This is a genomic window from Thioclava sp. ES.031 (assembly GCF_002563775.1).
GTDB lineage: Bacteria > Pseudomonadota > Alphaproteobacteria > Rhodobacterales > Rhodobacteraceae > Thioclava.
The window spans coordinates 1,975,805-1,995,400 of record NZ_PDJO01000001.1 but is presented as its reverse complement, the minus strand read 5'-3'; the positions used below and the strand labels follow the sequence as shown (position 1 = coordinate 1,995,400).

Sequence of the window (19,596 nt, the reverse complement as noted above, 5' to 3'; positions counted from 1 at the left end):
TTACGCCACCTTCGAACTGTCGGTGATCTCGGGGAAGAAGGTCTGGACGGCCGCCTGCAACGTGTCGCGCATATCCGCGTCATCGGTCAGCGGCTCCACCAGCGCCATCTGGCAGGCAGCGGGCGCGGGGATGTCCTGCGAGATCAGCTGGCCCGCATAGACCAGAAGGCGCGTCGACATGCCCTCATCGAGCCCGTGGCCCTTGAGGTTGCGCGAGCGTTCGGCCACCTGCACGAGGCGTTCGGCGGTCTTCAGGTCGATCCCGGCCTCGTGGCTCACGATCTCAGCCTCGGTCGCGGCCTGCGGGTAGTCGAAGCTCATCGCGCCGAAGCGCTGCTTGGTCGATTGCTTGAGGTCCTTCATCATCGACTGGTAGCCGGGGTTATACGAGATCACGACCTGAAAATCGGGATGCGCGTCGACCAGCTCGCCCTTCTTTTCCAGCGGCAGCTGGCGGCGGTGGTCGGTCAGCGGGTGAATGACGACGGTGGTGTCCTGTCGGGCCTCGACGACCTCGTCGAGATAGCAGATCGCGCCGATCCGCGCGGCGACGGTCAGCGGGCCGTCCTGCCACTTGGTGCCGTTGATATCCAACAGGAACCGCCCGATCAGGTCGGACGCGGTCATGTCCTCGTTGCACGCCACGGTGATCAGCGGGCGCTGCAATTTCCACGCCATATATTCGACGAAACGCGACTTGCCGCAGCCCGTGGGGCCCTTGAGCATCACCGGCATCCGCACGTCATAGGCGGCGGCATATTGCTCGATCTCGTTGCCGACGGGCCGGTAATAGGGCTCGGTCTTCACACGGAACTGGTCTGGGTCGATATCGCTCATGGGTGGCTCTCCGTCGCGCTGGAAAATCCGGAAAAATGGGGCAGGGCGGGCCGCCGCGATCGGCAGCCCGCCCCTCGTGTCAGATCAGGCAGAGGCCGACATGTCGGCGCGGTGCACCACCATCGAGGTGCCCTGCGTCTGCTTGAAGTTGTCGTAGCCCACGAGGCGGACATGGTTGCCCGGGTTCGCCTTCTTGCACATCTCGATCTCGCGGAAGATCGCATCGACATCGGTTTCCCCGAACATCGGCAGCTTCCACATATACCAGAAGTTCGACCGCATATTCTCGGGCTCGGTATGCTCGATGGCCGGGTTCCAGCCCTTCGAGACGATGTATTCCACCTGCTTGCGCAGCTCGTCGTCGTTGAGCTGGGGCAGATAGGAGAAGGTGCCCATCTTGCGGCTGTTCGGGTCCGAAATACGCGAGCCGTAATCTTGCATTTCACTCATGGTGTCAGTCCTTTCTCAGGCGTTGGTGGGAGGGGCGCGCCTTAGCGGTGCGCCACGTCCAGCTTGTCCACGGTGTCGAACTCGAACTTGATCTCTTTCCACGTCTCCATGGCGATCTTGAGTTCGGGCGAGTGCTTGGCGGCCGAGGTCATGATGTCTTTCGACTCCTTCTCGAGATCGCGGCCCTCGTTGCGTGCCTTGACGCAGGCCTCGACCGCGACGCGGTTGGCCGCAGCGCCCGCGGCATTGCCCCAGGGGTGGCCCAGCGTGCCGCCGCCGAACTGAAGGCAGCTGTCATCGCCGAAGATGTTGACCAGCGCGGGCATGTGCCACACGTGGATGCCGCCCGAAGCCACCGGGAGCACGCCCGGCATCTGACCCCAGTCCTGATCGAAGAAGATGCCGCGCGAGCGGTCTTCCTTGACGTATTTGTCGCGCATCAGGTCGATCCAGCCCAGCGTCGCCTCGCGGTCGCCTTCGAGCTTGCCGACGACGGTGCCCGAGTGCAGGTGGTCGCCGCCCAGAAGGCGCAGCATCTTCGCGAGAACGCGGAAGTTGATGCCGTGCTTGGGGTGGCGGTCGATCACGCCATGCATCGCGCGGTGCACGTGCAGCAGCATGCCGTTGTCGCGGCACCAGCGGCTCAGCGAGGCCTGCGCGGCCCAGCCCATCGTCAGGTAATCCGACATGATGATCGGCGAGCCGATCTCCTTGGCGAACTCGGCGCGCTTATACATCTCTTCGATGTTCGGCGCGGTGACGTTCAGGTAGTGGCCCTTGCGCTCGCCAGTCTCGCGCTCGGCCTTGTCGATCGCTTCCTGACAGAACTCGAAACGGTCACGCCAGCGCATGAAGGGCTGCGAGTTGATGTTCTCGTCATCCTTGGTGAAGTCGAGGCCGCCACGCAGCGCCTCATAGACGGCCCGGCCGTAGTTCTTGGCCGAGAGACCCAGCTTCGGCTTGATCGTGCAGCCGAGGAAGGGGCGACCGTATTTGTCGAGCTTGTCGCGCTCGACCTGGATGCCGTGGGGCGGGCCGTCGCAGGTGGTCACGAACCACAGCGGGAAGCGCACGTCTTCGAGACGCAGCGCACGGACGGCCTTGAAGCCGAACACATTGCCCACGAGCGAGGTGAAGACGTTGACGACCGAGCCCTCTTCGAACAGGCCCATCGGGTAGGCGATGAAAGCGTAGTAGCTCTCGTCGTCGCCCGGCACGTCCTCGATCGCATAGGCACGACCCTTGTAATAGTCGAGATCGGTCAGAAGATCGGTCCAGACGGTGGTCCAGGTGCCGGTCGAGGATTCCGCGGCGACGGCGGCTGCGGCTTCCTCACGCGGGACGCCGGCCTGCGGCGTGATCTTGAAGACGGCGAGGACGTCGCTCTCCTTGGGGGTGTAGTTCGGCTCCCAGTAGGTTTCGCGGTATTCCTTGACGCCGGCGCTGTACTTGCCGGGATTGCTTTGCTCGTTCATCGGGGTCTCCTTGTCTCCCTAAATCCGATATCTGCGGCCCCGGCTCTGGCGCGCCGGGATCGCGCTTGTGTCAGGCGGCTTTCGCCGAGGAAATCACGGGGTCGAGCGACCCATCCGCATAGCGCTTGGCCATGTCGTCGAGGTCGATCACCTTGATCTTGCTGGCATTCCCGGCGGTGCCGAAGCGCTGGAACCGGTCGAGGCAGAGCTTCTCCATCTCTTCCATCGCGGGGATCATGAATTTGCGCGGATCGAACTCGGTCGGCTTGTCTTGCGCGACCTTGCGGAACTGCGCCGTCAGCGCCATGCGGTTGTCGGTGTCGATATTCACTTTGCGCACGCCCGACTTGATGCCGCGCTCGATCTCTTCGACCGGGACGCCGTAGGTCTGGGGCATCTCGCCGCCGGACTCGTTGATCAGGTCCTGCAGATATTGCGGAACGCTGGACGAGCCGTGCATCACGAGATGGACGTTCGGGATCTTTGCATGGATCTTCTCGATCTGGCTGATCGCGAGAATGTCGCCCGTAGGCTTGCGCGAGAACTTGTAGGCGCCGTGGCTGGTGCCGCAGGCGATCGCCAGCGCGTCGACCTTGGTCAGCTTGACGAAATCGAGCGCCTCGTCGGGATCGGTCAGCAGCTGGTCATGGCTGAGTTTGCCAACCGCGCCCGAGCCGTCTTCCTCCGCCGCTTCGCCGGTTTCGAGATTGCCGAGCACGCCCAGCTCGCCCTCGACCGAAGCGCCGACCCAATGGGCCATATCGGCCACGCGCTTGGTGATCGCGACGTTGTAGTCCCAATCGGCAGGGGTCTTCATGTCTTCCTTCAGCGAGCCGTCCATCATCACGGAGGTGAAGCCGTGGCGGATCGCGGTGAGGCAGGTGGCTTCGTTATTGCCGTGGTCCTGATGCATGCACAGCGGGATATCGGGATACATCTCCGACAGCGCCTGGATCATGTGGCGCAGCATGATGTCGCCGGCATAGCTGCGCGCGCCGCGCGAGGCCTGCATGATGACGGGGGCGTCGCATTTCGCCGCCGCCTTCATGATGGCGATACCCTGTTCCATGTTGTTGATGTTGAACGCCGGCACGCCGTAGCCGTATTCCGCGGCGTGATCGAGCAATTGTCTGAGCGTAATCAATGCCATATCAGTCTTTCCTTGCGTTGTGCGCCTTAGGTTGCGGGCCTAACGGTTCGAACCGCGGTTAGAGGAGCTTTCCCATCGCGACGGCGGTGTCCGCCATGCGGTTGGAGAAGCCCCATTCGTTGTCGTACCAGCTGAGGATGCGGACCATCCGACCGTCCATCACTTTGGTCTGATCCATGTGGAAGACCGACGAGTGAGGATCGTGATTGAAGTCGCTGGAAACATTGGGTTTGTCGGTGTAGCCGAGGATGCCCTTCATCGGGCCGTCGGCCGCCTTGCGGATCGCCGCGTTGACCTCTTCGACGGTGGTATCTTTCGCGGTCTCGAAGACGAGATCGACGACCGAGACATTCGGCGTCGGCACGCGGATCGCGACACCGTCGAGCTTGCCGTTAAGCTCCGGCAGCACCAGACCCACGGCTTTCGCAGCGCCGGTTGAGGTCGGGATCATCGACAGCGCGGCGGCGCGGGCGCGATACATGTCGGAATGCATCGTATCGAGCGTCGGCTGGTCGCCGGTATAGCTGTGGATCGTCGTCATGAAGCCTTTCGAGATGCCGATCGCGTCGTTGAGCGCCTTGGCGACCGGCGAGAGGCAGTTCGTGGTGCAGGACGCGTTCGAGACGACCAGATCGTCCTTGGTCAGCGCGCCGTCGTTGACGCCGAAGACGATGGTCTTGTCGGCACCCGCGGCGGGGGCCGAGACCAGCACGCGCTTCGAGCCGTTCTCGAGGTGGAAGGCCGCTTTTTCCCGCGCGGTGAAGATACCCGTGCATTCCATCGCGATGTCCACGTCGCCCCAGGGCAGCTCCTTGGGATCGCGGATCGCGGTGACCTTGATCTTGCCGCGGCCCGCGTCGATCCAGTCCTCGCCGGTGGTGACTTCCTGCGGGAAGCGGCCGTGGACGCTGTCGAATTGCAGCAGATGGGCGTTGGTTTCGACCGGGCCCAGATCGTTGATCGCGATCACCTCGATATCGGTGCGACCCGATTCAATGATCCCGCGCAGCACGTTGCGGCCGATACGTCCAAACCCGTTGATGGCAACTTTAACCGTCATTCTCGTTAGTCCCTCAGATCAGTTCTTTTGCATCCGAAACAATCGCTTCGGACGTGATGTTGAAGTGTTTGTAGAGCGCCGGGGCAGGGGCCGAGGCCCCGAAACCGGTCATGCCCACGAAGCGGTCCTCGGGGCGCAGGAAGAGATCCCAGCCCTGACGGATCGCCGCTTCGCAGCCGACGCGCGGGGCGTCGCCCAGAACCTCGGCGCGATAGGCCGCGTCCTGTTTCTCGAAGAGCTCGAAACACGGCGCGGAGACGACCGCCGCCTTGATCCCTTGCTCGGCCAGCTGGTCGGCTGCCGCCATCGCGATCTCGACCTCGGACCCGGTGGCGATCAGCGTCACGTCGCGGGCCTCGGGGGCACGCAGCAGATAGGCGCCGCGGGCGGTGAGGTTCTCGTCCGTGTGTTCGGTGCGAACCGTCGGCAGACCCTGACGCGAGGCCACGATCATCGTCGGCGTGGCCGTCGAGGTCATGGCGATTTCCCAGGCCTCGGCGGTCTCCACCGCATCAGCCGGACGGAGGATGAGCAAGTTAGGAATGGTCCGGAGCGAGGCCAGATGCTCTACCGGCTGATGGGTGGGACCGTCCTCGCCGAGGCCGATCGAGTCATGGGTCATGACATAGCAGGTCGGCACACCCATCAGCGCCGACAAACGAATAGCGGGGCGGCAGTAATCGGCGAAGGCCATGAAGGTACCGCCATAGGGCCGCAGCCCGCCATGGAGCACGATCCCGTTCATCGCGGCGGCCATGCCGTGCTCGCGAATGCCGTAATGGATGTAATCGCCGGTGAAATCCGTGGGCGTGATCGATTTCATGCCCGAGGATTTCGTGAGGTTCGAGCCGGTCAGATCGGCCGAGCCGCCCACGGTGAAGGGCAGGGTGGCGTTGACCACTTCCAGCGCCATCTGGCTCGCCTTGCGGGTCGCGACCTTGGGCTTATCTTCCGACAGCTTGCGCTTGTAGGCGGCGATCGCAGCGGTCAGAGGGCTGGTGTCGGCTTCTTCGGCAGCGAGGAATTCGGCGCGGGCGGTTGCGGTATTCAACCGCTGTTCCCACTCCGCCCGCGCACGCGCGCCTCGCGACGCGATCCGGCCCCATTCGTCGTAAATCGCCGCAGGGATTTCGAAGGGCGGGTGATCCCAATGCAGCTGCTTGCGCGCGGCGACGATTTCCTCGTCGCCGAGCGGTGCGCCGTGGACATCGTGGCCGCCTTGCTTGTTCGGTGCGCCAAAGCCGATGATGGTGCGGCAGGCGATCATCGAGGGGCGCGGGTCCTGACGCGCAGCCTCGATCGCGTCGGCGATCTCGGTCGGCGTATGGCCGTCGCATTCAAGCACGTGCCAGCCAGCGGCGGCGAAACGCGCCTTCTGATCCATCGAGGTGGACAGATCCGTGTCACCGTCGATGGTGATCGAATTGTCGTCCCACATCACGATCAGCTTGCCGAGCTCGAGATGCCCCGCGAGGTCGATCGCCTCGTGGCTGATCCCTTCCATCAGGCAGCCGTCGCCTGCGATGACATAGGTGAAATGATCCACCAGATCAGCGCCATAACGCGCGTTCTTCATCTTCTCGGCAATCGCCATGCCCACGGCGGTCGCGATACCTTGACCGAGCGGCCCGGTGGTCACTTCGATCCCCTCGGCATGGCCGTATTCCGGGTGGCCAGCGGTGCGCGAACCCAGCTGGCGGAACGCCTTGATCTGGTCCATGCCCATGTCTTCATAGCCCAGCAGATGGTTGATCGCGTAGATCAGCATCGAGCCATGGCCCGCCGACAGAACGAAGCGATCGCGGTCGGCCCATTTCGGCGCGGTGGGATCGATATTCATGAAGCGGTTGAACAGAACGGTCGCCACATCCGCCATGCCCATCGGCATTCCGGGATGGCCCGAATTGGCCTTTTGCACCGCGTCCATCGCAAGCGCACGGATCGCATTCGCCATGCGCGTTTCTTGAGTGATCTGAATGTCTTTCATCACCTTGTTCATCCTTCTCAAGCCCGCTTCGATTCACGCACGATGCGCTCGATGAGGGGGGTGAGGATCAGCTGCATGGCCAGATCCTGACGGTTGCCGGGAATGACGATCGAGTTGGCGCGGCTCATCCAGGAGCCGTTGATCATCGAGGTGAGATAGGGGAAATCGATGCCGCGCGGGTTCTTGAAGCGGATCACCACGAGGCTTTCATCCGCCGTCGGGATCCAGCGCGCCACGAACGGGTTCGAGGTGTCGACGACTGGCACGCGCTGGAAGTTGATATCCGTTTCGGTAAATTGCGGCGTGATGCAGTTCACATAGGAATGCATGCGGCGCAGGATCACGTCGGTGACCGCTTCCGTCGTGTAGCCCCGCGAGGCGCGGTCGCGATGGATTTTCTGAATCCATTCGAGGTTGATCACCGGAACCACGCCGATCTTCAGATCCGCCAGCGCCGAGAGGTTCACCTCGTCATTAACGACGCAGCCGTGCAGGCCCTCGTAGAAAAGCAGGTCGGACTCGTCCTCGAAATCGCTCCACTCGGTGAAGTGACCGGGCGGCGTGCCCCATTTCTCTGCCTCGGCATCGTCATGGACGTAATGGCGGGTCTTGCCCTTGCCGGTCTCGCCATATTCGCGAAAGACGCGATCCAACTCCTTGAGTTCATTGGCTTCATAGGAGAAGTGGGAAAAGCCCTGATCGCCCGCGTCATAGCGCTTTTGCAGCTCTTCCTTCATGTCGGCGCGGTTGTAGCGGTGGAAGGCGTCCCCCTCGATCGAGACTGCGGAAATCCCTTCGCGACGGAAGATCTGATCGAAGGTCGATTTCACCGTCGAGGTGCCTGCACCGGAGGAACCGACGACGGAAATGATGGGGTGTTTCTTGGACATGGATTAGCTCCGGAAGAGGCCGCGGGTGTTGAAGAGCGCGTGGGCTTCATCCTGCGGCAAGTCGTGATAGGCGGCGACGCGGGCGACCTTGCTGGCCGAGCCGAATACGAAGGGCGTGCGGGCATGCAGCCGGTCGGGCGTCGCGGACATGATGGGATCGGCGCCGTCGGTGGCCTCGCCGCCGAGCTGCTCGATCAGCATCGCGATCGGCGCGCATTCGTAGATGTGGCGCAGACGGCCGCGCTCGTAGCCGTCGCGGTCGTCGCCCGGATAGAGGAAGACGCCGCCGCGCGAGATGATGCGATGGGTTTCGGCCACCAGAGAGGCGATCCAGCGCATGTTGAAATTGCGCCCGCGCGGACCTTCGGCACCGGCGACGAGATCGTCGATGAAGGCGCGGATCGGCTGCGGCCAGTGGCGATAGTTCGACGCGTTGATCGCGTATTCCGAGGTCTCGGAGGGCAGGGGCTTCGGATCGGCCACGCGGCGCCAGATGTCGCTGCCGGGCTCGAGTACCCATTGCTGCACACCTTTGCCGAAGGTCACGACCAGTGCGGTCTGCGGCCCGAAGATGATGTAGCCGCCCGCGATCTGCTCATTGGCCGGGCGCAGGAAGCTGGCATCCATGTCGTCGGCGGCCTCGAAGATCGAGAAGATCGTGCCGATCGAGACATTCACGTCGATATTCGAGGATCCGTCGAGCGGATCGATGGCAAGCGCGAGCGTGCCCTCGCCGAAATCGACCACCTCGTCTTGTTCTTCCGAGGCGTAATGGCGAACCGCACCACCGCGCAGCGCATCCATGAAGGCCTCATCCGCGATCACGTCGAGCGCTTTCTGCCCGTCGCCACCGGCGTTGGTGCCTGCGGCTTCCGCCAGATTTCCCTCAAGCCCGTTGCGCGCAATCATGCGGGCAAGCTGGGCGCCGACGCTGGTCAGGCGGGTCATGGTGTCGGCAAGATCGGCAGAAATACCGAGGCCGTCGAAACTCACGGACATCTTCTCCTCCTCCAAAGTCGATGTTCTTGTGAGCCAGACCATTGCCCGGATCGTAATTTTATGAAATTTAAATAAAGGGAATGTGCGTTAAAGGAAATTGAATGCCGATGCGGATGAACGCTGTAACGCTAAAGCAATTGCGCGCGCTTGATGCGGTGGCGCGGGGCGGGTCGCTGACCGCTGCCGGGGAGAGCCTGAACCTCACGACGCCTGCGATTCATACGCAGATCAAGGGGTTGGAGGATGCGATCGGGATGAAGCTGATCCAGCGCGCCGTCGACGGTGCGGGATCCGAGCTGACCGAGGCCGGCAAGGCGCTGCGCGAAACCGCGCTGCGGATCGAGGACAACTTGTCGCAGGCCGAGGCGACGCTGAGCGCCATTGCGCGCGGGCAGGTGGGTCGGATCACGCTCGGCGTCGTCTCGACCGGCAAATATTTCGCGCCGCGGCTGGTGAAGATGCTGCAAGACGCCCATCCCGAGATCGAGGTCGCGCTGCGCGTGGGTAACCGCTCGGCCATCATCGAGGGGATCGAGCGCGGCAGTTTCGACATCGCCGTGATGGGCCGCCCGCCGCGCCATCCGCCCGTTGTGGCCGAACCGATCGGCCAGCACCCGCATGCGCTGGTCGCACCGCTGGGCCATCCGCTGATCGCCAAGGCCGATGATCTGGAGCAGCTTTTCGGCGAGACCTTCATCTCGCGCGAGGAAGGGTCGGGGACGCGTATCCTGATGTCGCGCTGGCTCGACCGTGTCGGCGACGGGCGGCTCTATGACACGCTGGAGATGGACAGCAACGAGACGATCAAGCAGGCGGTGATGGCGGGTCTCGGCATCGCGTTTCTTAGCCTGCACACGGTGACGGACGAGCTGGAGACCGGACGCCTGGCGCTGATCCCGGCACCGGGATTGCCGCTGATGCGCCACTGGTTCCTCGTGCGCCGCGAGAGCGAACGCCCGCGCGAACTGGCGCTGCGCGTCTGGGATGAGATCGTCGAGATGAACGGCGCTTTCCTGCCGCATCCGATCCCGGATTGACGCCGGGGCCGCGCGCAGTACCTTTGCGCGGCAACAGGGAGGATATCATGGCTTATGCGATGGCAATCGCGCGCCCCGGTGGGCGCGACCAGTTCCACAAGATCGAGATCGAGGTTCCCAAACCGGGCCCCGGCGAAGTCACTTTAAGACATACCGCTATAGGATTGAATTTCATCGATGTTTACTTCCGAACGGGGCTTTATCCGTGGCCGGTGGAGAGCGATCTGATCACCGGCGGCGAAGCGGCGGGTGTGATCGAGGCGGTCGGCGATGGCGTGGATCTACAGGTCGGACAGCGCGTGGCCTATACACAGCCCAATGGCGCTTATGCGAGCCACCGGGTGATGGCTGCGAAAAACGTCGTGCCGATCCCGGACGATATTTCCGATGAGGTCGCAGCGGCGGTGATGCTCAAAGGTCTGACCGTGCATTACCTGATCCATCACTCATATCGCGTAAAGTCCGGCGACACTGTGCTTTTCCACGCGGCTGCCGGTGGCGTCGGCTCGATCGCGGGTCAATGGCTGAAGGCCAAGGGCGTTCGTGCGATCGGCACGGCTGGCGGGCCTGAGAAATGCGCGCGGGCGCTTGAGCACGGCTATGACGCGGTGATCGATTACCGGTCGGAGGATTTCGGCGCAGAGGTCAAACGGCTCACCGATGGCGCGGGCGTCGCGGCGGTCTATGACTCGGTGGGCGCGGATACGGTGATGACGTCGCTCGATGTGCTCAAGCGGTTCGGTACGCTGGTGTGCTTCGGGCAAAGCTCCGGACCGGCGGATCAGTTCAAGATCAACGATCTGGCGCGCAACTCGCTGTTCCTGACGCGTCCGACCTTGTTCCAGCACACGGATCAGCCGGGGTGGCTGCGTAACTCCGCCGCAGAACTCTTTGAGATGATTGGGAAAGGCGAGATCAAGATCGACGTGCCGCAGAGCTTTTCTCTGGAGGATGTCGCCGCAGCCCATGAGGCGCTGGAGGGCCGGAGAACGGTCGGGAGCACGGTTTTGACCCCATAATGAGCGCGAAATCGCACTCATAATTTACATAATACCGATTATCGGCATTAACGTGATGCGAAAACGGGGGGCGATTTCAGCCCCCCGGCTTTGTTTTGCGGCTGGATTTGCCGCCTACGGGATCAGGTGATGACGTCGGGTTTCTCGCGCCCCGTGCGTTCGCGGATGCCCACCAGCGCCTCCGTCGCCCGGATGATCGGTGCCAGCGCCTCTTGCGGATCATGGTCCAGCCCATCCGGTCCCGGCGCATAGCGCTCGAGATACACGCGCAGCGTCGCGCCCTCGGTGCCCGTGCCCGACAGACGCAGCACGACACGCGAGCCACCCTCGAACAGAATACGGAAACCCTGACCTTCCGCGACCGAGCCATCGACCGGATCGGTATAGGAAAACTCGTCTGAGCTTTCGAGCGTAAGCCCTTCGACCTGCGTCCCTTTCAGCTCTCCAAGGCGAGCGCGGAGATCGTCCAGCATCGCCTCTGCCTGCTCGGTCGGCAGCGCCTCGTAATCGTGGCGCGAATAGTAGTTACGGCCGTAACGCGCGAAATGATCGGCCATGATCTCGGCCACCGACATCTTGCGCACGGCAAGGATGTTGAGCCACATCAGCACCGCCCAGAGCCCGTCCTTCTCGCGCACATGGTCGGAGCCCGTGCCGAAGCTCTCCTCGCCACAGAGCGACACGCGCCCCGCATCCATCAGGTTGCCGAAGAACTTCCAGCCCGTCGGCGTCTCGTAGCAATCGAGGCCAAGCGCCTCGGCCACCCGATCCGCCGCCGCCGAGGTCGGCATCGAGCGCGCGACGCCCTTCAGCCCGTCCTTGTAACCCGGCACGAGATGCGCGTTCGCGGCCAGCACCGCGAGGCTGTCCGACGGCGAGACATAGGTGCCCGCGCCCAGGATCATGTTCCGGTCGCCATCGCCATCCGAGGCCGCGCCGAAATCCGGGGCGTTTTCGCTCATCATCTCGTCCATCAGCTCATGGGCCCAGGTCGGGTTCGGATCGGGATGCATGCCGCCGAAATCCGGCAGCGGCGTCCCATGCGTGACGGTCCCTGCCGCGGCGCCGAGGCGGTTCTCGAAAATCTCCACCGCGTAAGGTCCGGTGATGGCGCACATCGAGTCCATCCGCATCCGGAAACCCGCCTTAAAGACGTCTCGCAACACGTTGAAATCGAATATCGTTTCCATCAGATCGGCATAGGCGCTCACCGGGTCGACGACTTCGACGATCATCTCGCCCAGCGGCGTCTCGCCAAGGCTGTCCAGATCGGGATCTGCCGCATCGAGCAGATGATATTCACGGATCTCCTGCGTGCGCTTATGGATCGTCGAGGTGATCGACTCCGGCGCAGGTCCGCCGTTCGCGGAGTTGTATTTGACGCCGAAATCCTCGTCCGAGCCGCCGGGATTGTGGCTGGCAGAAAGGATGATCCCGCCATTCGCCTGTCGCTGCCGGATCAGGTTCGATGCGGCGGGCGTGGACAGCCACGCACCCTGCCCCACGATCACCCGCGCGGCCCCGTTGGCGGCCGCCATTTTCAGGATCGTGCTTGCCGCTTCGCGTCCGAAATACCGTCCGTCCCCGCCGAGAACCAAGGTCTTGCCGCGCACGCCGCCGATCGCGTCGAATGTCGATTGCACGAAATTCTCGAGGTAGCTTGGCTGCATGAAAACGCGGGTTTTCTTGCGCAGCCCCGAGGTGCCGGGTTTCTGGCCGTCGATGGGCTGGGTCGCGTGGCGGGTCATGATTTCTCCTGCACTGTGGCGCGGGTAAAGACTTGAACGGATTGTGCGGCAAGGCAAGCCTCGGGGCCGTCGATTTGTTCCGCTTCCCGCACGGGCAAGGCGGAATCGAGCGCGCGTGTCCATCTTCCGGGCGGCAATGTGATGTGCTGCTCGGGCCCTGCGTTGAGGATCACGTAGACGGCTTCGCTGCCGGCCTCGCCTGCCGGACCTTCGGCAGCGCCGCGGATTTCGACGCCGATGCAGCGCAGCTCGGGATCGTTCCAGTCATGCGGCTCAGGTTCCTCGCCAGAGGCAAGCCGCCAGATCAGATCGCGCATTCCGTCCTGCTTGCGGATCAGCGAGTGCAGATAGCGGTTTTGTCGCAGGACGCGGTGATCTTTTTTTATCTGGATCAGATGCTTGACGAAGGTTTTTAAAGTGTCGTCAGGCGCGCTCCAATCGACCCAGCCGATCTCGTTATCCTGCGCATAGGCGTTGTTATTGCCCCCCTGCGAATTGCCGATCTCGTCACCGGCCAGCAGCATCGGCACGCCCTGGCTCATCAGCAGCGTCGCAAGCAGCGCGCGTTTGCGCAGGGCCTGCGCCTCGACGCTCTCCAGCGCCTCCGAGAAATTCGCATCATGGCCATCTCTGTTTTCCTCGCCATTCGCGAGGTTCTGCTTTTCGCCATAGGAAACAAGGTCTTGCAGCGTGAAGCCGTCATGGGCGGTGATGAAATTCACCGAGGCCGTCGCGGGCCGTCCCATCTGGTCGAAGATCTCCGCCGAGCCCGCCACGCGCCGCGCCAGATCGCCCGCCATGCCCCGGTCGCCGCGCCAGAACCGGCGCGCATCGTCGCGGAAGCGGTCGTTCCATTCGGTGAACGGATGCGGGAAGCCACCGAGGTAATAGCCGCCCGGGCCGATATCCCAAGGCTCGGCGATCAGATTCACCCCTCGCAGCACCGGATCCTGCTCAATCGCGGCGAGGAACTGCGCATGCGCCTCGACGGCACCCGACGTGCCGCGCGCCAGCGTCGCGGCCAGATCGAAGCGGAAACCATCGACACCCATCTCCTCGACCCAATGGCGCAGGCAATCCATCACCAGCCGCAGACAGAGCGGGTTCGACAGGTCCAGCGTATTGCCGGTCCCGGTCTCGTCGATATAGGCGCCGTCGGGCGTCAGGCGGTAATAGCTCGCATTGTCGATCCCGCGCAGGCTCAGCATCGGCCCGATCGCGTTGCCCTCGCCCGTGTGGTTGTAGACGACGTCGAGGATCACCTCGATCCCGGCGCCATGGAAGCGCCGCACCATCTCGCGGAATTCGCCGCGCGGATCGGCACCGGAATAGCGCGGTTCCGGCGCGAAATTAGCGATCGGCTGATAGCCCCAGTAATTGCTCAGGCCCTTCTCGACGAGGAAGCGGTCGTCGAGATAGGCGCAGCTCGGCAGCAGTTCGATCGCAGTGATCCCGAGATCGGTGAGATGCGACAGGATCGGATCGGAGGCGAGCCCCGCCCAGGTGCCGCGCAGGGCTTCGGGCACATCCGGATGGGTCATCGTGAGTCCCTTGGGATGGGCCTCGTAGATCACCGTCTCCGACCAGCTATGCTGTGGCCGATCCCATTCGGGCCGCGCGATCTCGGCGACGACGGATTTCGGCGTGACGCCTGCGCTATTGCGCCGATCGGGCTTCGATTTCCCATATTGCATAGGGGCTTGCCAGGTGATCTTCGAGTCGATCTGGCGTGCATAAGGGTCGATCAGCAGCTTCGCCGGATTGAACCGATGCCCCGCCTCGGGCGCCCAGGGCCCATGCACCCGGTAGCCATAGCGCGCGCCCGGCTCGAGCCCCGCGATGAAGCCGTGCCAGGTCGGTCCGGTGCGCCCCGGCAGGTCGATCCGCTGCTCGCCAGATTTGGTGAACAGGCACAGCTCCACCCGCTCGGCATGGGCCGAGGCCAGCGCGAAGTTCACGCCGTCTTCGCAGGGCGTGGCGCCCAGCGGGTCCGCTCTGCCGGGGCTGATCTTCATCGGGCGAGAAGCGCGTCATAGAGCGCGGCGTAGCGTGCGGCCGATCCGTCCCAGCCCCAGTCGGTCTTCATCGCCCGGCGCTGCATCGCGGCCCAACCCTTAGCGTCGCCGTAAAGCACGATCAGCTTCATCAGCGCCTGCCGCAGCGCGAGATCGTCGACAGGATGGAAGACGATCCCGGTCGACGCGCCTGCGGCCTCGGTTGCGGGCGTCGCGCCCACCACCGTATCGGCGAGGCCGCCCACGGCGGAGACCACCGGCAGGCACCCATAGCGCAGCCCGTAGAGCTGGGTCAGGCCGCAGGGCTCGAAGCGCGAGGGCACCAGCACCGCATCGCCGCCTGCATACATTCGATGGCTCAGCGCCTCGTCATAACCGATCCTCACGCCCACCCGGCCGGGGTGACGCGCGGCAAGGTCGCGCATCGCGTCTTCCGCCCAGCCGTCGCCCGATCCAAGCACCGCAAGGCCGCCGCCCGCCTCGAGATAGGGGCCGAGCGCCGGAGCGATCAGGTCGATGCCCTTCTGCGGCGTCAGGCGCGAGATCAGGATCGCCAGCGGTCCCGGCACATCGAGATCAAATTCGGCCTCCAAGGCTTTGCGGTTTTTCGATTTTCCGCCGGGTTTCGTCGCCGAGAAAGACGTCACTTCCGGATCGGTCTCGGGGTTCCAGACATCCAGATCGATCCCGTTGAGAATTCCGTGCAGATCGCCCGCACGCGCCTGAATGACACCTTCCAAACCCATGCCGAACTCGCCCCGCATCAACTCGTCGGCATAGCGCGGGCTGACGGTGGTGATCGCGCTCGCCGCGACCAGCCCGGCTTTCAGCGTCGAAATATCGCCCCAGAATTCCACGCCCTCGCGGGTGAAATCCCAGGTCTGCAGCCCGAGCGCCGCCAGCTTGTCGCGGCCGAACCGGCCCTGAAACGCGATGTTGTGGATCGTCATCACTGTCGGGATGCCGGTGCCGCGCAGATACCACGGCACGAGCCCGGTCTGCCAATCGTGGCAATGCACCAGATCGGGCTGCCATTTGCCCGCACCCTCGCGTGCGATCTCGGCGGCGACGAAGCTCAGCGCGGCGAAGCGTTCGGCATTGTCGGGATAGTCGCGCCCGTCTTGCGAATACGGGCCCCCGTCCCGGTCGAACAGATGGTCGGCCTGCAGCGCCAGCACCTCCATGTCGCCGGCCTTTCCCAGCACCAGCCGCGCCGGGCCACCATAGAGGCTCTCGCTTTCCCATACCGGTTTCGGCGATTTCAGCTTTTTCAGAATCCCGCGATAGGCCGGGATCATCACCCGCATCTCCCAGCCCTGCCCTTTGAGCGCGGCCGGCAAAGCGCCCGCTACATCCGCGAGGCCGCCCGTCTTGATCAGTGGGACCGCTTCCGAGGCCACCGAGAGAACGCGTTTCATATCTTCGCTCTTTCCAAATATCCCGGGGTGCGGGGCAGCGCCCCGCTCTCTAACCCCGTTAGTCCAATGCCGCCGCGCGTTTGTCGAGCATCGTCTGCGTGATCAGCACGACGCCGCCTTCCGAGCGGCGGAACCACTTCTCGTCCTCCTCCGGGTCTTCGCCCACGACGAGCCCTTCGGGAATATACACGCCGCGATCGATCACGCATTGGCTCAGCCGCGCATGCCGCCCGATATCGACATATGGCAGCACGACGGCCTCCTCCAGGCTCGCGAAACTATGCGCGCGCACGCCGGTATAGAGGAGCGAATTGCGCACCTCCGCGCCCGAGACGATGCAGTCGCCCGAGACCAGCGAGGAGATTGCCGAGCCGCGTCTGCCATCCTCGTCATGGATGAATTTCGCGGGCGGAACGATCTCGGCATAGGTCCAGATCGGCCATTCGGTGTCGTAGAGGTCCAGCTTCGGCGTGAAATCGGTCAGGTCGATATTGGCCTGCCAGAAGGCATCCACCGTACCCACATCGCGCCAGTACGGCTCGGTCTCGAGCCCCGTCGTCACGCAGCTATCCGAGAACTTATGCGCCATCGCCTTGCCGTGTTTGACGATCTGCGGGATCAGGTCATGGCCGAAATCATGGCTCGAATTCGGGTCTTCCATGTCGCGGATCAGAAGCTCGCGCAGGAATTGCCAGTCGAAAACATAGATCCCCATCGAGGCCAGAGCGTGCTCGGGATCGCCGGGCATCCCGGGCGGATCGGCGGGCTTTTCGAGGAAATCGGTGATCTGGCCGGTCTTGTCGATATCCATCACGCCAAAGGCGGTCGCCTCCATCCGCGGCACGGTCAGACAGCCGATTGTGACATCGGCCTTGGTCTCGACATGCTGGCGCAGCATCACCTCGTAATCCATCTTGTAGATGTGGTCGCCGGCGAGGATGATAACGTATTTCACGCCGTAATCTTCAATAATATCAATGTTCTGTGCCACCGCATCGGCGGTTCCCGAATACCAGCGGCTATCGGCCACGCGTTGGCTCGCGGGCAGGATGTCGAGATATTCGTTCCGCTCCGCGCGGAAGAAATTCCAGCCGCGCTGGACGTGCCGGATCAGCGAATGCGCTTTGTATTGCGTGGCGATCGCCATCTTGCGGATGCCGGAATTGAGCGCGTTCGACAGGGCGAAGTCGATGATCCGGGTCTTGCCGCCGAAATAGACGGCCGGTTTCGCGCGCCGGTCGGTCAGTTCCTTCAGGCGGCTGCCGCGGCCGCCCGCCAGAACGAAGGCCATGGCCTGTGCGCTGAGGCGTGTGTTGGGCTGTGGTTTCATAATCCTCCCCCTCCTCTGGGCATCGCTTATGCGGGCGTGAACATCACGACTGAGAGCGGCGGCAGATAGACCTCCGCGCTCTGGGCGCAGCGGCCCTGCGCGTGGTCTTCGGCGCGGATCGCACCGAGATTGCCGCGGTTCTCGCCGCCGTAGAAACCGGAATCCGTGTTGAGAATCTCGCACCATTCGCCGCTTTGCGGCAGGCCGATGCGGTAGCTGTGCTCGACCGGGGTCAGGTTCGCGACCACCACGACCGGATCGGCTTTGGGCGCGCGGCGCTCGAAGATGAAGACCGAGGCCTCGGAATCGTCGGCGGCGATCCATTCGAACCCGTCCGGCTCGCAATCGCCCCAATGCAGCGCGGGCGTCTCGCGGTAGAGCCGGTTGAGATCGCGCACCAGTGCGCGCAGCCCGTCATGGCGCGGATCGTCGAGCAGATACCAGTCCAACTCGCGCTCATGGCTCCATTCCGACCATTGGCCGAATTCCTGCCCCATGAAGAGAAGCTTCTTGCCCGGATGCGCCCATTGGAACGCGTAGAAGGCGCGCAGGTTGGCGTATTTCTCGGGGTCGTTTCCGGGCATCTTGCCGAGCATCGAGCCCTTACCGTGCACGACCTCGTCATGGCTGATCGGCAGGATGAAATTCTCGCTGTAAATGTATGAGCTCGCAAAGGTCAGCTCGTTATGGTGGAATTTGCGATAGAGCGGATCGCGCGCGAAATAGCGCAAGCTGTCGTTCATCCAGCCCATGTTCCACTTGTAGCCGAAGCCCAACCCGTCCTCATGTACGGGGCGCGTGACACCAGGATAGGCGGTGCTTTCCTCCGCCACCGTCATGATGCCTTCCGCGCCGCCATAAGAGGCCGCGTTCATGTTCTGCAGGAACTCGATCGCTTCGAGGTTCTCGCGCCCGCCATATTTGTTGGGCACCCATTCGCCCGCAGCCCGCGAATAGTCGCGGTAGAGCATCGAGGCCACCGCATCCACGCGCAGCCCGTCGAGGTGATATTCCTCCAGCCAGAACAGCGCATTGGCGAGCAGGTAGTTTGAGACCTCGCGCCGCCCGTAATTGTAGATCAGCGTGTTCCAGTCCTGATGGAACCCCTCTTTCGGGTCGGCATGCTCGTAAAGCGCGGTGCCGTCGAAATGTCGAAGCCCGTGATCGTCGGTCGGGAAATGCCCCGGAACCCAGTCGAGGATCACACCAAGGCCCCGCCGATGCGCCGCATCCACGAATTCCGCGAATTCCTCGGGGCGGCCGTGGCGGATCGTGGGCGCGTAGAGCCCGATCGGCTGGTAGCCCCAGGAGCCGTCGAACGGGTGTTCGGTGATCGGCAACAGCTCGATATGGGTGAAGCCCATGTCGCAGACGTAATCGACCAGCTTCTCGGCCAGTTCGTGATAGGAGAGCGGCCTGCCCCCCTCGTCCCAGACCCGCATCCAACTCCCGAGATGCACCTCGTAGACCGAGATCGGCGCGTGGCGTTCCTGCGCCTCGGCGCGGGTCTGACACCATGCGCTGTCGCCGAAGCGATGCCGCCCGAGCTTGCGCACGACCGAGGCCTGCGCGGGCGGGTGCTCTGCGCCGAAACCGACCGGGTCGGCCTTGAGCGGCAACACCGTGCCCTCCGCGTCGAGCAGCTCGTATTTGTAGAGCGCGCCTGCATGGATGCCGGGAACGAAAATCTCCCACACGCCGGACGCGCCGATCCGGCGCATCTGGTGGCGGCGACCGTCCCAGAAGTTGAAATCGCCCACGACCGAGACACGGCGCGCATTGGGCGCCCAGACCGCGAAATGCACGCCTTCGACGTCCTGATGGGTGATCACATGGGCGCCGAGCTTCTCCCAGAGCCGCGTATGCGTCCCCTCCCCGATCAGGTATTCGTCGATCGCGCCGAGCACCGGCGCGAAGCCGTAAGGGTCGTCGAAATCCCATGTCGTCTGATCGTGCCGCGCGCGCAGACGGTAGGTTTTCTCGGTCCATTTGCCGGTGAAGATCCCCGGCACGACGGCTTCCAGCGCGACCTCTGTCTCGCCAAGCGCCCAGACCTCTTCTGCGCCGGGCGCGAGCGCCACGATTTCCCCGTCATGCAGCCCCAGCAGGGAAAACGGATCGGGATGTTGCGCGTGGATAAGCGCTTCGGCCTCGTCGCGGGAAAGTGTCATAGCGCTCCTT

Annotated in this window: 15 protein-coding genes; 2 read left to right on the top strand and 13 right to left on the bottom strand. The window is 63.6% G+C overall.

What is annotated here, in order from left to right; translation table 11 throughout:
- From AXZ77_RS09580 to AXZ77_RS09545, 8 genes are all read right to left on the bottom strand, one after another.
- Complete coding sequence (locus AXZ77_RS09580) at nucleotides 1-837, bottom strand: CbbQ/NirQ/NorQ/GpvN family protein (RefSeq protein WP_078550355.1); 837 nt, start codon at nucleotides 835-837, stop codon at nucleotides 1-3.
- 84 nt (nucleotides 838-921) lie between these two features.
- Entirely contained in the window at nucleotides 922-1,287 is a 366-nt protein-coding gene (locus AXZ77_RS09575; protein ID WP_078520682.1) for a ribulose bisphosphate carboxylase small subunit, read from the bottom strand.
- A 41-nt stretch (nucleotides 1,288-1,328) separates the two neighbouring features.
- Nucleotides 1,329-2,762 (bottom strand): form I ribulose bisphosphate carboxylase large subunit, encoded by a 1,434-nt coding sequence (locus AXZ77_RS09570; protein ID WP_098410975.1) that lies wholly within the window; start codon nucleotides 2,760-2,762, stop codon nucleotides 1,329-1,331.
- 70 nt (nucleotides 2,763-2,832) lie between these two features.
- Nucleotides 2,833-3,912, bottom strand: a complete 1,080-nt coding sequence (gene fba / locus AXZ77_RS09565; RefSeq protein ID WP_098410974.1) for a class II fructose-bisphosphate aldolase — start codon at nucleotides 3,910-3,912, stop codon at nucleotides 2,833-2,835.
- 58 nt (nucleotides 3,913-3,970) lie between these two features.
- Complete coding sequence (gap, locus tag AXZ77_RS09560) at nucleotides 3,971-4,972, bottom strand: type I glyceraldehyde-3-phosphate dehydrogenase (RefSeq protein ID WP_098410973.1); 1,002 nt, start codon at nucleotides 4,970-4,972, stop codon at nucleotides 3,971-3,973.
- A gap of 13 nt (nucleotides 4,973-4,985) precedes the next feature.
- The gene (tkt, locus tag AXZ77_RS09555) at nucleotides 4,986-6,959 is read right to left on the bottom strand and encodes a transketolase (RefSeq protein ID WP_098412501.1); all 1,974 of its coding nucleotides are present in this window, start codon (nucleotides 6,957-6,959) and stop codon (nucleotides 4,986-4,988) included.
- 17 nt (nucleotides 6,960-6,976) lie between these two features.
- Complete coding sequence (locus AXZ77_RS09550) at nucleotides 6,977-7,849, bottom strand: phosphoribulokinase (RefSeq protein ID WP_098410972.1); 873 nt, start codon at nucleotides 7,847-7,849, stop codon at nucleotides 6,977-6,979.
- Between the two features lie 3 nt (nucleotides 7,850-7,852).
- Nucleotides 7,853-8,848 (bottom strand): class 1 fructose-bisphosphatase, encoded by a 996-nt coding sequence (locus AXZ77_RS09545; protein ID WP_098410971.1) that lies wholly within the window; start codon nucleotides 8,846-8,848, stop codon nucleotides 7,853-7,855.
- A gap of 101 nt (nucleotides 8,849-8,949) precedes the next feature.
- Between AXZ77_RS09545 and cbbR the strand changes: the two genes are divergently transcribed.
- Complete coding sequence (cbbR, locus tag AXZ77_RS09540; protein ID WP_255266456.1) at nucleotides 8,950-9,885, top strand: LysR family regulator CbbR; 936 nt, start codon at nucleotides 8,950-8,952, stop codon at nucleotides 9,883-9,885.
- Between the two features lie 47 nt (nucleotides 9,886-9,932).
- Nucleotides 9,933-10,904 (top strand): quinone oxidoreductase, encoded by a 972-nt coding sequence (locus AXZ77_RS09535; protein ID WP_098410970.1) that lies wholly within the window; start codon nucleotides 9,933-9,935, stop codon nucleotides 10,902-10,904.
- A gap of 122 nt (nucleotides 10,905-11,026) precedes the next feature.
- On the opposite strand, the gene AXZ77_RS09530 is transcribed toward AXZ77_RS09535, so the two are convergent.
- Genes AXZ77_RS09530 through glgB form a run of 5 tightly spaced genes read right to left on the bottom strand, consistent with a single transcriptional unit; the run spans nucleotide 11,027 to nucleotide 19,586 of the window.
- The gene (locus AXZ77_RS09530; RefSeq protein WP_098410969.1) at nucleotides 11,027-12,652 is read right to left on the bottom strand and encodes an alpha-D-glucose phosphate-specific phosphoglucomutase; all 1,626 of its coding nucleotides are present in this window, start codon (nucleotides 12,650-12,652) and stop codon (nucleotides 11,027-11,029) included.
- Nucleotides 12,649-14,667 carry a glycogen debranching protein GlgX gene (gene glgX / locus AXZ77_RS09525; RefSeq protein WP_098410968.1) on the bottom strand — a complete coding sequence of 673 codons (2,019 nt, stop codon included), beginning with the start codon at nucleotides 14,665-14,667 and terminating at the stop codon, nucleotides 12,649-12,651. Before glgX ends, AXZ77_RS09530 begins: the two co-directional genes overlap by 4 nt.
- A complete protein-coding gene (gene glgA / locus AXZ77_RS09520; RefSeq protein WP_098410967.1) occupies nucleotides 14,664-16,085 on the bottom strand; it encodes a glycogen synthase GlgA in 1,422 nt (473 codons plus the stop codon). The genes glgX and glgA overlap by 4 nt, the downstream gene beginning before the upstream one ends.
- Nucleotides 16,086-16,143: 58 nt before the next feature.
- Nucleotides 16,144-17,415: a glucose-1-phosphate adenylyltransferase gene (gene glgC, locus AXZ77_RS09515; RefSeq protein WP_098410966.1), complete on the bottom strand. Its 1,272-nt coding sequence runs from the start codon at nucleotides 17,413-17,415 to the stop codon at nucleotides 16,144-16,146.
- 26 nt (nucleotides 17,416-17,441) lie between these two features.
- Nucleotides 17,442-19,586, bottom strand: coding sequence for a 1,4-alpha-glucan branching protein GlgB (gene glgB, locus AXZ77_RS09510; RefSeq protein ID WP_098410965.1), 2,145 nt, complete (start codon nucleotides 19,584-19,586; stop codon nucleotides 17,442-17,444).
- Nucleotides 19,587-19,596: the final 10 nt, after the last annotated feature.

Coding starts and splice junctions, on each gene's coding strand:
- AXZ77_RS09580 (WP_078550355.1), bottom strand. CDS start 837: ATGAGCGATATCGACCCAGACCAGTTCCGTGTGAAGACCGAGCCCTAT.
- AXZ77_RS09575 (WP_078520682.1), bottom strand. CDS start 1,287: ATGAGTGAAATGCAAGATTACGGCTCGCGTATTTCGGACCCGAACAGC.
- AXZ77_RS09570 (WP_098410975.1), bottom strand. CDS start 2,762: ATGAACGAGCAAAGCAATCCCGGCAAGTACAGCGCCGGCGTCAAGGAA.
- fba (WP_098410974.1), bottom strand. CDS start 3,912: ATGGCATTGATTACGCTCAGACAATTGCTCGATCACGCCGCGGAATAC.
- gap (WP_098410973.1), bottom strand. CDS start 4,972: ATGACGGTTAAAGTTGCCATCAACGGGTTTGGACGTATCGGCCGCAAC.
- tkt (WP_098412501.1), bottom strand. CDS start 6,959: ATGAAAGACATTCAGATCACTCAAGAAACGCGCATGGCGAATGCGATC.
- AXZ77_RS09550 (WP_098410972.1), bottom strand. CDS start 7,849: ATGTCCAAGAAACACCCCATCATTTCCGTCGTCGGTTCCTCCGGTGCA.
- AXZ77_RS09545 (WP_098410971.1), bottom strand. CDS start 8,848: ATGTCCGTGAGTTTCGACGGCCTCGGTATTTCTGCCGATCTTGCCGAC.
- cbbR (WP_255266456.1), top strand. CDS start 8,950: ATGCCGATGCGGATGAACGCTGTAACGCTAAAGCAATTGCGCGCGCTT.
- AXZ77_RS09535 (WP_098410970.1), top strand. CDS start 9,933: ATGGCTTATGCGATGGCAATCGCGCGCCCCGGTGGGCGCGACCAGTTC.
- AXZ77_RS09530 (WP_098410969.1), bottom strand. CDS start 12,652: ATGACCCGCCACGCGACCCAGCCCATCGACGGCCAGAAACCCGGCACC.
- glgX (WP_098410968.1), bottom strand. CDS start 14,667: ATGAAGATCAGCCCCGGCAGAGCGGACCCGCTGGGCGCCACGCCCTGC.
- glgA (WP_098410967.1), bottom strand. CDS start 16,085: ATGAAACGCGTTCTCTCGGTGGCCTCGGAAGCGGTCCCACTGATCAAG.
- glgC (WP_098410966.1), bottom strand. CDS start 17,415: ATGAAACCACAGCCCAACACACGCCTCAGCGCACAGGCCATGGCCTTC.
- glgB (WP_098410965.1), bottom strand. CDS start 19,586: ATGACACTTTCCCGCGACGAGGCCGAAGCGCTTATCCACGCGCAACAT.